Source organism: Pseudomonas sp. ARP3 (assembly GCF_001029595.1).
GTDB lineage: Bacteria > Pseudomonadota > Gammaproteobacteria > Pseudomonadales > Pseudomonadaceae > Aquipseudomonas > Aquipseudomonas rhodesiae.
This window is the reverse complement of sequence record NZ_LEKF01000011.1, coordinates 94,346-108,458: the sequence shown is the minus strand read 5'-3', so window position 1 is coordinate 108,458 and position 14,113 is coordinate 94,346. Positions and strand designations below refer to the sequence as shown.

13 protein-coding genes are annotated in these 14,113 nt (G+C 61.4%); 11 read left to right on the top strand and 2 right to left on the bottom strand.

From position 1 onward, the window contains the following. Position 1: 1 nt before the first annotated feature. Both xerC and ABX75_RS14825 read right to left on the bottom strand, forming a co-directional pair. On the bottom strand, positions 2-916 hold the full coding sequence (gene xerC, locus ABX75_RS14830; RefSeq protein ID WP_034097901.1) for a tyrosine recombinase XerC: 915 nt from the start codon (positions 914-916) through the stop codon (positions 2-4). Between the two features lie 108 nt (positions 917-1,024). After that, positions 1,025-1,837: a M949_RS01915 family surface polysaccharide biosynthesis protein gene (locus ABX75_RS14825; protein ID WP_034097903.1), complete on the bottom strand. Its 813-nt coding sequence runs from the start codon at positions 1,835-1,837 to the stop codon at positions 1,025-1,027. A 403-nt stretch (positions 1,838-2,240) separates the two neighbouring features. On the opposite strand from ABX75_RS14825, the gene arnC reads away from it, so the two are divergent. The 11 genes from arnC (at position 2,241) to ABX75_RS14770 (ending at position 14,111) form a co-directional block, all read left to right on the top strand. After that, positions 2,241-3,272, top strand: coding sequence for an undecaprenyl-phosphate 4-deoxy-4-formamido-L-arabinose transferase (arnC, locus tag ABX75_RS14820; protein WP_034097905.1), 1,032 nt, complete (start codon positions 2,241-2,243; stop codon positions 3,270-3,272). After that, entirely contained in the window at positions 3,269-5,260 is a 1,992-nt protein-coding gene (gene arnA / locus ABX75_RS14815) for a bifunctional UDP-4-amino-4-deoxy-L-arabinose formyltransferase/UDP-glucuronic acid oxidase ArnA (protein ID WP_034113735.1), read from the top strand. The genes arnC and arnA overlap by 4 nt, the downstream gene beginning before the upstream one ends. Next, positions 5,260-6,144 carry a 4-deoxy-4-formamido-L-arabinose-phosphoundecaprenol deformylase gene (gene arnD / locus ABX75_RS14810; protein WP_034113736.1) on the top strand — a complete coding sequence of 295 codons (885 nt, stop codon included), beginning with the start codon at positions 5,260-5,262 and terminating at the stop codon, positions 6,142-6,144. Before arnA ends, arnD begins: the two co-directional genes overlap by 1 nt. Continuing rightward, positions 6,141-7,796 carry a lipid IV(A) 4-amino-4-deoxy-L-arabinosyltransferase gene (gene arnT, locus ABX75_RS14805; RefSeq protein ID WP_034097910.1) on the top strand — a complete coding sequence of 552 codons (1,656 nt, stop codon included), beginning with the start codon at positions 6,141-6,143 and terminating at the stop codon, positions 7,794-7,796. Before arnD ends, arnT begins: the two co-directional genes overlap by 4 nt. Continuing rightward, entirely contained in the window at positions 7,793-8,140 is a 348-nt protein-coding gene (gene arnE, locus ABX75_RS14800; RefSeq protein ID WP_034097913.1) for a 4-amino-4-deoxy-L-arabinose-phosphoundecaprenol flippase subunit ArnE, read from the top strand. Before arnT ends, arnE begins: the two co-directional genes overlap by 4 nt. Then, positions 8,137-8,538, top strand: coding sequence for a 4-amino-4-deoxy-L-arabinose-phosphoundecaprenol flippase subunit ArnF (gene arnF, locus ABX75_RS14795; protein WP_034097914.1), 402 nt, complete (start codon positions 8,137-8,139; stop codon positions 8,536-8,538). The genes arnE and arnF overlap by 4 nt, the downstream gene beginning before the upstream one ends. Continuing rightward, positions 8,535-9,929: a UDP-glucose/GDP-mannose dehydrogenase family protein gene (locus ABX75_RS14790; RefSeq protein WP_034097916.1), complete on the top strand. Its 1,395-nt coding sequence runs from the start codon at positions 8,535-8,537 to the stop codon at positions 9,927-9,929. The genes arnF and ABX75_RS14790 overlap by 4 nt, the downstream gene beginning before the upstream one ends. A 3-nt stretch (positions 9,930-9,932) precedes the next feature. Further along, entirely contained in the window at positions 9,933-11,555 is a 1,623-nt protein-coding gene (locus ABX75_RS14785; protein WP_034113737.1) for a glycosyltransferase family 39 protein, read from the top strand. A 203-nt stretch (positions 11,556-11,758) separates the two neighbouring features. Next, positions 11,759-11,992 (top strand): type VI secretion system contractile sheath small subunit, encoded by a 234-nt coding sequence (locus tag ABX75_RS14780; protein ID WP_034113738.1) that lies wholly within the window; start codon positions 11,759-11,761, stop codon positions 11,990-11,992. A 172-nt stretch (positions 11,993-12,164) separates the two neighbouring features. Then, a complete protein-coding gene (locus tag ABX75_RS14775; protein WP_034113740.1) occupies positions 12,165-12,875 on the top strand; it encodes an HPP family protein in 711 nt (236 codons plus the stop codon). Between the two features lie 132 nt (positions 12,876-13,007). Beyond that, the gene (locus ABX75_RS14770; protein ID WP_034113742.1) at positions 13,008-14,111 is read left to right on the top strand and encodes an enoyl-CoA hydratase/isomerase family protein; all 1,104 of its coding nucleotides are present in this window, start codon (positions 13,008-13,010) and stop codon (positions 14,109-14,111) included. Positions 14,112-14,113: the final 2 nt, after the last annotated feature.

The window sequence follows — 14,113 nt, the reverse complement described above, 5'->3', positions numbered from 1 at the left end:
TCTACAAATCGAACCGATCCACTGCCCGCCGCCGCTCATTGTCGTCGCGAACGTCATAGCTGGCGGTGGTCTGGATATTGGTGTGGTGCGCCAGTTTCTGCGCAATCGACAGGTCATGCTCCTCGATCACCCGCGTGATGAACGAGCGGCGGAAGTCATGGGGCATGATCTTCACACCGACCTGTTCGCCGCGTTGGCGGGCGATGTAGTAAATCGCGTGTTTGGTGATGCGTTCCCGGGTGATATGGCTGCCACGGCGGATGCGGTTAAACAGAAAGCTGTCATCCTCCTCGCCCTCCTTGAGCTGTTCACGACGAAACGCCAGCCACGCCTGCAGTTTGGCAAAGGCCCAGTCCGGCGCGTATTTGACCAGTTCCTTATTGCCCTTGCCGATGACCCGCAGGCTGCGTTCGGCGAAGTCGACCTGCGCGAGGTCGAGGTTGACCGACTCCGACTTGCGCATGCCTGAGCCGTAGAGAATGCCGATTACCGCGGCATCACGCAGGCCCTGGGGGCGTGGGTCGGCGGCGCAGGCTTCCATCATTTCGCGGATCAACGTTCGGCGCAGATTGCGGCCCTGACCCAGGCGCGTGCCGGCGGATGCCTTGACCGTGCGCATCTTCAGCAGGTGTTCCTGAGTGATCAGGCTCATGCGCCAGGCTTCATTCATCACCCCGCGTACGGCATTAACGTACAGCGATGAGGTGTTGGGCGCGTAACCGTCTTCGCGCAGCGCCGCCACCAGGGCGATGACATGTTCGGGTTGCAGCAGGTGCCAGTCGATCTCTTCAAGATTGATGTCTTCGAAGCCCAGGCGGTCGGCGGCGTCTTGCAGCACATAGCGCATGGTCAATTGGCTGGAAGGTGCCAGGCGGGTGAGGTAAAGGGTCAGGGGGTTGCGCAGAAACTCAGTCAATGTAATTCAGCCTTTGGATTAAATACCCCGATCAACTCATTGTTTCACCGAGGTATTTAGTGAATTGGCAAGGGCCGAGTCTAGCGCATGACCGGCCCTGGCACAAAATCACGGGGCGGTTTCTTCGTCGTCGGTGGGTTCCTGGGGCTGGGTCTGGGCCTGGCTCCACTCGGCGTCCTGTTTCTGCATCAGGGCAAACCAGTGCTGACGCATGAACGGCAAGTACGCCTGCGGTGCCTTGGCGAAATCCTTCTCGTCGCGGTAGCAGCCCGGCAATGGCAGCTCGGTGCCCTGCTCCTTGTATTGACTGACCAGCGCCTGTTGGCCGGCCACGCTACAGTCCTTGGGCAACGGCATACCGCGCAGCGCGCCAGCCTCTTCATCCCACCAAGCCGCGCCGTAGCGGTCGACGCCGCGCAGGCGGTACTTCTCGGATTTGCCCACATGCATGATCAGCTTGAATTCATTGGGGCTGACGTCGCTGGTGCAGGTCAGCGAATAGCCGACGACGGTCTGGGTGATGCCATCCCCGTTCAGGTCAGTGACTTTGGTGGCGGTTCGGTCGAAACGCAGGGCCGCATCGAATTGGCAGTGCTGCACATCGTCGTAGAGCATCCACATACGCTTGGGGCGTTTGCCGTCAATCAGGTACTGGGCGGCGTAGACAAATGCAGACTGGGTGCCGTCATCGTCCCGTTCGTTGAGCTGCTCGGCGAGTACCAGCAGGTTTTTGCCCTGGCGGTCGTCCCAGGTGTAGGCCGCGATCTGCTTGCCGCGTACTTCCACGCCTTCGGGCACCTGATCGATGCTGGTCAGCGCCACCCCGTCGTCGGCCCGCACCGTGGAAATACAGGCCACGCCCAACAACAACCCCATCAATACCGGCCGCAACTGGCCGCGTAAAAGCTGCACGCTATTCATCCGTCTGCCCTGGCAAGAGATGGCTTACTTTACCGGCACTTGAGCGCCAATGCAGAGAAGATTCTTCATGTGGCGCTGAACTGCCCATTGTGCCGCTGAGGGTGGAACCAAAGCCTTTTAAAATCGCTCCTATTCAACCGCTCAATAGAACCCGGACGCCCATGGGTGGCTTAGCTGAACCCTGGCTGTCTACCTGTCAAATAAACGAGTTTTTCATCCGGCTTTCATATTCGTTCCACATTTTTGCGCTTAATCTTAAACCCAGTACTTCATAGCAATCCGCGCTTTACCAGCTAACCTGTTGATTATGTTTCATCTTTAGCTGTGCATTAGTGCGCAATCGCCTTTGTTTTGCTGCTGCTTTAACGCTCCAAGCTGCGCTAACCCCCGAGGTCATGAATCTTTGAAACCCTACCCTATTCATTGCGTGTCGATCGTTATCCCGGTCTACAACGAACAAGACAGCCTGCCTGAGTTGTTGCGTCGTACCACGGCAGCCTGCAAGCAGTTGGCCTACGAATACGAAATCATCCTGGTGGATGACGGTAGCCGCGACAATTCCGCTCAATTGCTCGAAGACGCCGCCGCAGAGGATGGCAGCAACGTGGTCGCGGTGATCCTCAACCGTAACTACGGGCAGCATGCGGCGATCATGGCCGGGTTCGAGCAGTGCCGGGGCGAGGTAGTGATCACCCTGGACGCCGACCTGCAAAACCCGCCGGAAGAAATCCCGCGCTTGGTGGAGCAAGCCGCCCTGGGCTACGACGTGGTCGCCACCGTGCGCAATAACCGTCAGGACTCCGCCTTCCGCCGCTGGCCATCGCGCCTGATCAACCTCGCGGTACAGCGCTCCACCGGGGTGGCCATGACCGACTACGGCTGCATGCTGCGCGCTTACCGCCGCACCATCGTCGACGCCATGCTCGCCTGCCGCGAGCGCAGTACCTTCATTCCGATCCTGGCTAACGGTTTTGCCCGCCACACTACCGAGATTCTGGTACACCACGCCGAGCGTGAACACGGCGAATCCAAATACAGCGCCATGCGCCTGATCAGCCTGATGTTCGATCTGCTGACCTGCATGACCACCACCCCATTGCGCCTGCTGTCCATCGTCGGCTTCAGCCTGGCGGCGCTGGGCATGCTGTTTGCCTTTGCGCTGATCATCCTGCGCTTGGCCTTCGGCGCGCAGTGGGCCGGCGACGGCATGTTCGTGCTGTTCGCGGTGCTGTTCGTGTTCACCGGGGGCCAGTTCATCGGCATGGGCCTGTTGGGTGAATACCTGGGCCGCATGTACAGCGATGTGCGCGCCCGCCCGCGTTTCTTCATTGAAAAAGTGCTGCGCAACCAACCGGCGGCACCGGCGCCTGTGGTCGTCGTCGACGGCCTGGCGTCCTCCCATACTTCTACTTCTCCCGATCAGGTTCAGTCATGAGTTCAAAAGCCGTTGTATTTGCGTACCACGATATTGGATGTGCAGGCATCGAAGCGCTGCTCAATGCCGGTTACGACATCGCTGCCGTGTTCACCCATGCCGATGATCCCAAGGAAAACAATTTCTACGGCTCCGTGGCCCAGTTGTGCGCGCGCAACGGCATTCCCGTGCACGCGCCGGAAGACGCCAACCACCCGCTGTGGGTCGAGCGCATCGCCAAACTCAAGCCCGACTACCTCTTCTCGTTCTACTACCGCAACCTGTTGAGTGAAGCCCTGCTAGGGACTGCCAGCAAAGGCGCGTTCAACCTGCACGGTTCGTTGCTGCCCAAATACCGCGGTCGCGCGCCGGCCAACTGGGTGCTGGTCAACGGCGAAACCGAAACCGGCGTGACCCTGCACCGCATGGTCAAACGTGCCGATGCCGGCGCGATCCTGGCTCAGCAAAAAGTCACCATCGAACGCAGCGACACCGGCCTGACCCTGCACGCCAAACTGCGTGACGCGGCCACCAGTCTTCTGCGTGACGCCCTGCCGCAACTGGTTGCGGGCAAGCTCACGGAGACCGCTCAGGACGACAGCCAGGCCACCTACTTCGGGCGCCGCACGGCCGCCGACGGCAAACTGGAGTGGAAAAAACCGGCTGAAGAACTGTTCAACCTGGTGCGCGCGGTCACTCAACCCTACCCTGGCGCCTTCTGCGCCGTGGGTGAGCACAAGCTCATCGTGTGGCAGGCCGAAGTGGTCAAGGGCAACGATGGCCTTGCGCCGGGCCGCGTGATCAGCGTCAACCCGCTGCGCATCGCCTGCGGTGAAGACTCCCTGGTGATCACGTTCGGTCAGCGCAACGACAACGGTCTATACCAGGCCGGTCCGTCCCTGGCCGACGAACTGGGCCTGGTGGACGGCTCCGTGCTGCGCGGCGCCGAATCCGGCCGTAAGCCACGCCGCACCCGCGTGCTGATCCTGGGGGTGAACGGCTTTATCGGTAACCACCTGTCCGAGCGCTTGCTGCGTGACGACCGTTACGAAGTCTACGGCCTGGACATCGGCTCCGACGCCATTGAGCGCCTGCGCAGCCACCCCAACTTCCATTATGTGGAAGGCGATATCAGCATCCACACCGAGTGGATCGAGTACCACATCAAGAAGTGCGACGTGGTCCTGCCGCTGGTGGCCATCGCCACGCCAATCGAATACACCCGCAACCCGCTGCGCGTGTTCGAGCTGGACTTCGAAGAAAACCTCAAGCTGGTGCGCTACTGCGTCAAGTACAACAAGCGCGTGATCTTCCCGTCGACCTCGGAAGTCTATGGCATGTGCCAGGACCAGTACTTCGACGAAGACACCTCCAACCTGGTGGTCGGCCCGGTCAACAAGCAACGCTGGATCTACTCGGTATCCAAGCAGCTGCTGGACCGCGTGATCTGGGCCTACGGCGACAAGGGCCTGAAGTTCACCCTGTTCCGCCCCTTCAACTGGATGGGCCCACGTCTGGACCGCTTGGATTCGGCGCGTATCGGCAGCTCCCGGGCAATCACTCAGTTGATCCTGAACCTGGTGGAAGGCACGCCGATCCGCCTGTTCGACGGCGGCGAGCAGAAACGCTGCTTCACCGACATCGCCGACGGCATCGAAGCCCTGGCGCGCATCATCGATAACGATAATGACGCGTGCAACGGCCAGATCATCAATATCGGCAACCCGGAAAACGAAGCCAGCATCCGCCAGTTGGGTGAAGAGCTGCTGCGCCAGTTCGAGGCCCACCCGCTGCGTGGCAACTTCCCGCCATTCGCCGGTTTCCGCGATGTCGAAAGCAAGGCGTTCTACGGCAACGGTTACCAGGACGTGGCGCACCGCAAACCGAGCATCGAAAACGCCAAGCGCCTGTTGAACTGGGCACCGACCGTGGAGATGAGCGAAACCATCGGCAATACCCTGGACTTCTTCCTGCGTGAAGCCATGCTCGAACAGGCGGACAAGCGCTGATGCAGGCAGGTCTTCGCATCGACGTCGACACCTACCGTGGCACCCGCGAAGGCGTGCCACGGTTGCTCGAAACCCTGGATGAAGCTGGGGTAAAAGCGACGTTCTTCTTCAGCGTCGGCCCGGACAACATGGGGCGCCACCTGTGGCGCCTGATCCGCCCGCAATTCTTGTGGAAGATGCTGCGCTCCAACGCCGCCGGCCTGTACGGCTGGGACATTCTGCTGGCCGGCACCGCCTGGCCAGGCAAGCCCATTGGCCGCGACCTGGGGCATTTGATGCGCCAAGCCAAGGCCGCCGGGCATGAAGTCGGCCTGCACGCCTGGGACCACCATGGCTGGCAAGCCAATACCGGGCGCTGGAGCGAGGCGCAGTTGGTCGAGCAGATTCGGCGCGGCGTGGACACCTTGAACGACATCCTTGGCGAGCCCATCGATTGTTCCGCGGCCGCCGGCTGGCGCGCCGATGAGCGCGTGGTGCAAGCCAAGCAGGGCTTCAACTTTCGCTACAACAGCGATTGCCGGGGTACCAGCCTGTTTCGGCCGACACTGGCCGATGGCAGCGCGGGCACGCCACAAATTCCGGTGGACCTGCCGACCTTCGACGAAGTGGTCGGGCCGGTGGTGGCCGCCAACGACTTCAATCGCTACATCCTTGATCGCTTCGCAGCGTCGAAGCTCAATGTCTACACGATCCATGCAGAAGTAGAAGGGATTCTGATGGCTAATGATTTTCGCCAGCTGCTTGCCCAGGCAAAGCAGCGCGGCATTGACTTCACACCCCTGGGCGACTTGTTGCCCACCGATCTGACCCGCCTGCCCCAGCAACAGTTGGTGCGTGGCGCGTTGAGCGGCCGCGAGGGGTGGCTGGGAGTGCAGCAGGCATGATGCGCCGGTGGGCGCTGCCCCTGCTCCTATTGGCATTCGTGTTGTGTTACCTGGCGCCGCTGGCCACCCATGGCCTGTGGATTCCCGACGAGACCCGCTATGCGCAGATCAGCCAGGAAATGCTGCTGACCGGTAAATGGGCCGCGCCGCACTTCATGGGCATCCGCTACTTCGAAAAACCGGCCGCCGGCTATTGGATGATCGCACTCGGCCAGGCGATGTTCGGGCAGAACCTGTTTGGCGTGCGTTTCGCGTCTGCCTTGAGTACCGGCCTGAGCATCCTGCTGGTGTATCTGGTATCGCGCCGCCTGTGGAATGACCCGCGCAAAAGCCTGGTCAGCACCTTGCTGTATATGAGTTTTGTCAGCGTGGCGGCCCTGGGCGGCTACGCCAATCTCGACCCGCAGTTCACCTTTTGGGTCAACCTGACCGGCGTAGCTTTGTGGTTTTGCTTCGACAGCCGTACCCGCAACGGGCGCCTGGGCGCGTGGGCACTCTTGGGCTTTGCCTGCGGCATGGGCTTTATGACCAAGGGCTTTCTCGCCTGGCTGCTGCCGGTATTGATCGCCCTGCCCTACGCGCTGTGGCAGAAGCGCTTACGCGAGCTGCTCGGTTACGGCCTAGTGGCGGTGCTGGTGGCGGTGGCCGTCAGCTTGCCGTGGGCGCTGGCCGTACATCTGCAAGAACCGGACTTCTGGCACTTCTTCTTCTGGCACGAGCATATCCAGCGCTTCGCCGGCGAAGATGCCCAGCACGCCGAGCCGTTCTGGTACTACCTGCCCTTGCTGGTCGGCTTCAGCCTGCCGTGGGTGGCGCTGTTGCCCGCCACCGTCAAACAGGCCTGGCAGGAGAAACGCACGGCTTCTATCGGTTTCCTGTTGCTGTGGCTGCTGATGCCCTTGGCGTTTTTCAGCCTGGCCAAAGGCAAGTTGCCGTCCTACATCATGCCGTGCCTGTTGCCGCTGGCGCTGCTGATGGGCCATGCGCTGGCCGATAAAATGGCCCAGGGCCGTGGCCGTGCGCTGCGCATCAACGGCTGGCTGAATCTGGTATTGGGCATCGTGGCGTTGCTGGCATTAAGTTGGTTCCAACTGAAAAAGCCGGTGTATGAGCACGGTACCGAGACCCTGAGCCTGGTACTGGTCTTCGTACTGCTAATTGGTTGGATCTTCACCAACCTGCTGCAAGCGGCACGCCCGCTGCGCCTTTGGGCGGCGCCGGCCATCGGCAGCTGGTTGCTGGTAGCCCTGGCCCCGGCGGCCTTGCCCCACTCGGTGGTTTATAACAAAACCCCGGATCAGTTCATCATCGATCACCTACCGGAACTGAAACAGACCGGCGCCCTGCTGAGCAATGACCTGGGCGCCGCGTCGGCCTTGGCCTGGCGGGTCAAGCGTGCGGACGTGACCCTCTATAACACCGTCGGTGAAGTCAAATACGGCCTGGCCTTTGCTGATGCAGCCCATCACAAGGTCGACATGGCCCAGGTCCAGCAATGGATGAACGACGCGCGCAAACGCGGCGCGGTCGGCGTGGTAATGCGGGTCAAGGGTGACGACGAAGTCGCCGAAGTGAACCTGCTGCCTCAGGACGGCAAGCGCTATGAGCAAGGCAATCTGGTGATTCTGATCTTCCCGCAGGTCTCGTCATGATCACCCTGTTGCTGCTATTGGCCGCTTGCTTACTGACCTGCATGGGCCAGGTCTCGCAGAAATTCGCCGTGGAAGGCTGGCGTGACCAGCCGCACGGTTGGGCACTGAAGCTGCGTTCGCCGTGGTTGTGGTCCGCACTGCTGTGCCTGGGCTTCGGGCTGCTGGTATGGCTGCTGGTGCTGCAACGTCTTGAGGTGGGCATCGCTTACCCGATGCTCAGCCTGAATTTTGTGTTGGTCACCCTGGTGGCGCGCTTTGTGTTCAAGGAGCCCATTGATACCCGCCACTGGCTGGGCGTCGCGCTGGTGATCGCCGGCGTAGTGTTGCTGGGGCGTCAGGTATGAGCCGGGCGCGCGGATTTGCCCTGGCCTTGGGCAGCGTCGGTCTGGTCAGCGTGGCCCAGTTGGGCATGCGTTGGAGCATGACGCGTTTACCGCTGCCCCATGAATGGCTCAATGCGCAGATCGATCTCGCAGCCCTCGGGGTGGTGTTTCTGGCGATCTGTGCCTATGCCCTGTCGATGCTTTGCTGGTTGGTGGCCCTCAAGCACCTGCCGCTGGGGCGGGCCTATTCGCTGCTGAGCATCAGCTACGCGCTGGTGTATCTGCTGGCGGCCGGCCTGCCGGTGTTCAACGAACATTTTTCGCTTTCGAAAACCCTCGGGGTGGCATTTGTCATCCTGGGTGTGCTGGTTATCAACTCTCGTCGCACTTGCTCTACAAGTCCCAGGAATGCCCCATGAAAATCAGCGTATTTGGTAGTGGTTACGTCGGCCTGGTGCAGGCCACTGTGTTGGCCGAAGTCGGTCATGATGTGATCTGCATGGACGTCGATCAAAACAAGGTCAAGCAGCTGCAGCAAGGCCATGTGAGCATCTTCGAGCCGGGGCTGGCCGCGATGGTCAAGGAGAACCTCGAAAGCGGACGGCTGCATTTCACCTACGACGAGAAACTCGCCGTCGAACACGGTGAAGTGCTGTTTATCGCGGTGGGCACGCCGTCGGATGAAGACGGATCGGCCGACCTCAAGTACGTGCTGTCGGTGGGTGACGCGGTGGCACGCCATCGAATCGAGCCGGTGATCCTGGTGGAAAAATCCACCGTGCCCGTAGGCACTGGCGACACCCTGCGCGCGCATATCGAGAAAGCCTTGCACCTGGCCGGGCGCAGTCTGGAATTCGATATCGTCTCCAACCCTGAATTCCTCAAGGAAGGCTCGGCGGTGACCGACTGCCGCCGCCCGGACCGGATCATCATCGGCTGCGAGCGTGAAGAAGTGCGCGAGGTGATGCGCGAGCTGTACGCGCCGTTCAACCGCAACCACGACCGCATCATATTTATGGACCTGCGCAGCGCCGAGCTGACCAAATACGCCGCCAACTGCATGCTGGCCACCAAGATCAGTTTTATCAACCAGATCGCCGAGCTGGCCGAGCACCTGGGCGCCGACATCGAGGCCGTGCGCCTGGGTATCGGCGCCGACTCGCGCATCGGCTACCACTTCATTTACCCCGGCTGTGGCTACGGTGGCTCGTGCTTCCCCAAGGACATGCGCGCGCTGATCCACAGTGCCAAGCAAGCCAACTGCTCCAGCGATCTGCTGGAAGCCGTCGAGGCGATCAACCAGCGTCAGAAGAGCAAGCTGTACGAGCGCATCAATGCGTTCTTCAAAGGCGAGCTGCGCGGCAAGACTTTCGCCTTGTGGGGCCTGGCGTTCAAGCCCAACACCGATGACATGCGCGACGCCCCCAGCCGCGTGCTGATGGAGGCCTTATGGGCCGCCGGCGCCCAGGTGCGCGCCTTCGACCCGGAAGCGATGCAGGAAACCCAGCGCATTTACGCCGATGAAAGCCGCCTGATGCTGATGGGTACGCCGGAATCAACCCTTGTAGGCGCCGATGCGCTGATCGTCTGCACCGAATGGCAGCAATTCAAGGCGCCGGACTTCGACCTGATCCACCAGCGCTTGAAAACCCCGGTGATCTTCGATGGCCGTAACCTCTACGACGGCGAGCGTCTGGCGCGCAAAGGCTTCCAGTACTTTCCGATTGGGCGCGGCGACTCCTGCCAACTGCCGATTCCCCAGCAGCAATGGCTGCCAGCGCTTGAGCTGGCGAAGGTCGCGGAAGCCTGAGACGTGAACAAAGCCCAACCACTGCTGCTCACACCCACGCTTCGTCGGCAGTCCCTCGGTTTGGGCCTGCTGGCGTTGCTGCTGTTCATTGCCGGGAACTGGAACCAGGCAATCATCGGCTTCGATTCGCGGTTTGTGGTGTTTGCCCAGGAAATGCTGCGCCACGGGCCGAGCTTTTTCCCGACCACCTACGGCCAGCCCTATGCCGATTACCTGGCCACTTCGACGCTGCTCACCTGGCTGCTGTCGGTGCCGCTGGGGCATGTGAGCAGTTTTACCGCGTGGCTGCCCACAGCGATTGCCTCGGCCTTGATCGTGACGCTGGTGTATCGCCTGACCGCGCCCTACTCCCAGCGCTGGGGCCTGCTCAGCATTACGCTGTTGCTGTTGAGCAGCACCTTTATCAGTGAAACCCGCGCGGTGTCCCTGGATCAGATGCTCGCCGCCGTCACATTGGCAGTGTTTTACCTGGGTTATGCCCACGATCATTTCGGCGCGGGCAAGCGCCTGCATTGGCTGTACCTGTTATTGATCGTGGGGTTTGCCGTGCGCGGGCCAATCGGCCTGGTGGTGCCTACCGGTGTGCTGTGCAGCTACTACCTGATCAACCGCCAGTGGCGTCAGCTGTTCAGTTTCGGGCTGCTGGCCCTGGCGTTGCTGGGGGCCTGCGTGGGGCTGCTGTTGCTGCTGGCCAAGCTCAGTGGTGGCGAGAACTTCATGCACGACGTGATCCGCATGCAGTTCCTGGGGCGCATGGATGGCAGCGAAGGCTCCAGTGGCGTGCTGTATTACTTCACCAGTTCCCTGGGCAATTACGCCCTGGCCTACCCGCTGGCGCTGTTGGTGTTGCTGGGCATCGGCGTGGCCCGGCCACAGACGCCTGAGCCGGCCCTGAAGCTGGTCGGCTATTGTGCCGCCGCCGCGTTGCTGGTGATGCTGGGGCTGTCGATTCCCCAAGCAAAAAAGGCGCGCTACCTGCTGCCGATGTTGCCCATGGCGGCCATCATCGCCGCCTACCCTTTCAGCGCGATTCAAGGCCGCGTGTTCGCCTGGTTGCGGGGCTTGATGCTGGCGATATGGACCGCGTTGCCCGCACTGCTGATCGTCGGGTTGGTGGTGATGCGCCCACGTTACCCTGAGCAACTGAACCATTTGGCGCCGATATTCGCGTTGCTGGGAGCGTTGCAGGCGCTGGCGCTATTGAGCCTGTTCAAGGCGCGCCTGCGCCCCGTCGGCCCGGCAATGGCCGCCGTACTCGCGGTGTGGGCCACCTATATCCTGGTGGTCGAGCCGTTGGAACGCCGTGTATATGACACCCGCACCTTCACCCTGCAGGTCCATGAACAGGTCATGCAAGCGCGCGCGCCGGTGGTGCTGCATGGCCTGGGCAAAGACGCCAAGGCGATCAAGTACATGGTCAACCTCGATTGCGATCAGGTGCCGCTGTTTACCCAATTGCCTTCGGAGCTGGCACCGCTGCAAGGGCCTGCCTGGCTGGTGATGAGCCAGGCGGATTATGAAGGGTTGCAGGAGCCGCGCTGGCGTTCCATCACCCCGACCCTCACCGGTGAATTCGACCGCAACCCTTATGTGCTGCTGTATCTGGCTAAATCGCCGCCGAAATAAGCCTCGGCGGCGATGCTCCCGGAGTAAAAACTCCTACGCAGCTATACGTAACGGCTGGTGTCATTTCACTTTCATGCCCTTGAAACCCAACGGTAAACTCGATCGCCAGTGGCGGTAGTCATTTACCGCCACAGGCCAAGGATAACGACAAGGACGCTGTGGGCCGCAGCCACCACCGTGGTACTTCATGAGAGGAGAATGCCGTGCCAGACGATGTTCGTGACAATGTGCATGTGGGCTACCTGCCCATGCCGCCCTTGGATCGCTTGATGGAGCTGCGTGATGCGCTGGTCGCGCTCAAAGGTCCACTGGGCAGCGAGCCAGCCTTGCAAGAGAACCTGCGCAGACGTTTATTCAACGAGGAGGCCGATGACCGCGTGCTGGGCAAAATCAACACGCCATTACCCAGTGTGATCTGTTCCATTCCCTTTGGCTGATGCCCTTCAATCCACTTTTTTTGTACTCAACCCTCATTAATATGCATTGGCGCCGAATCTTGCTGCACGGCACACTGCGCCGGTTCCTCCCCCAATCGCAGGAACGTTCAAGGACTTTTCCGGGCAACCAGACGAGTCTTTTTTTTGCCCGCCGTTTTTATGGAACCGTTCAATGCTCGCTCGCTGGTTACCTGCCGCTATCAATACCCGTCCTTCCGAATGGAGCCGCGCCGCCATCGGCATGGCGCTGGGCACGCTGTTCAGTGTCTGGCTGTGCGGCCAAGTCTTCGGCATGGAGGTTGCGCTGCACTTGCTCGGGCCGTTGGGCGCCTCGGCGGTGTTGCTGTTCGCGGTGTCGTCCGGTGCGTTGGCGCAACCCTGGTCGATCGTCGGCAGCTACCTGTGCGCTGGCATCGTGGCACTGCTGGTGGCGCGGGTGCTGGGGCGCACCCTGGGCAGCGCATGCCTGGCGGCGGGAATGACCGTGGTGCTGATGTGCTGGCTGCGCTGCCTGCATCCGCCGGCCGGTGGCCTGGCCATGACCCTGGTGCTGGCGGACCCGGCGTCTGCTGCCCTGGGCTGGTCCGAGCTGGGCGCCGTATTGATGGGCGCTGGCGCCCTGCTCGCTTGCGCGCTGGCTTACAACAACGCCACCCGCACCCGGTACCCCAAAGGCGCCGTCGAATCGCCCGCCGTCATGTTGAATAATCCCCACGCCGCACGGGACCCCGCCGTCACCGCCGCCGACCTGAAACTGGCACTGGCCGAGATGGAACAGTTCTACGACGTGGCGCCCATGGAGCTTGAGCAGTTGATCCACGCCGCCGAAACCCATGCGCGCCGCCGCAGCATCGGCGAAGTCCTGGCCAGCCGCGTGCCCTGACTGCCTGCTGCATAAATGCAAAAACGACCTGCATGATTCAAGGTTGTACGGGGCAAATTTGCACTGGTACGATCGCGAGATGGTCCGTTCGCGGGCCTCTTGATAAAGAACAATAAAAGCAGGGAGTTAGAGATGACTGCTCAGGTTTCATCCGAAGCAAACCGTGCCGAGACGCCTCAGGACGAGGTGCTGGCCGAGGTCCGTAATCATATCGGCCACCTTACCCTCAACCGCCCCGCCGGCCTGAACGCCCTGACTCTTAATATGGTGCGTTGCCTGACCGCGCAGTTGCAGGCCTGGGCCGATGATCCGGCGATCCATGCCGTGGTTTTGCGCGGCGCTGGCGACAAAGCCTTCTGTGCCGGCGGCGATATCCGCTCCCTCTACGACAGCTTTAACAGCGGCGACACCCTGCACCAGGATTTTTTCGTCGAAGAATACGCACTCGATCTGGCCATTCACCATTACCGCAAGCCGGTACTGGCGCTGATGGACGGCTTTGTCCTGGGCGGCGGCATGGGCCTGGTGCAAGGCGCGGACTTGCGTGTAGTCACCGAACGCAGCCGCCTGGCCATGCCGGAAGTGGCCATCGGTTATTTCCCGGACGTGGGTGGCAGCTATTTCCTGCCGCGTATTCCCGGGGAGCTGGGGATTTACCTTGGCGTCACCGGGGTGCAGATCCGCGCGGCCGATGCGCTGTACTGCAGGTTGGCGGATTGGTACCTGGACAGCGCCAAACTGGCCGAACTGGACCAGAAACTCGACCGCCTGCAATGGCATGACACGCCTCTCAAAGACCTGCAAGGTCTGCTGGCCAAGCTGGCGGTACAACACCTGCCGGATGCACCGCTGGCGGCCTTGCGCCCGGCCATCGACCATTTCTTCGCCCTGCCCGATGTTCCAAGCATTGTCGAACAGTTGCAGGAGGTCACCGTCGCCAACAGCCATGAGTGGGCGCTGAACACGGTGCACCTGATGCAGACCCGCTCGCCCCTGGCCATGGCGGTCACCTTGAAGATGCTGCGTCGTGGGCGGCGCTTGCCGCTGGAACAGTGCTTTGAACTGGAGCTGCACCTGGATCGCCAGTGGTTCGAGCGCGGCGACCTGATCGAAGGCGTGCGCGCCCTGATCATCGATAAGGATAAATCCCCACGCTGGAACCCTCCGACGCTGCAGGCGCTCGACGCTGCGCACGTCGAGAGCTTCTTCCACGACTTCGAGCAGGTTGCGAAATAACT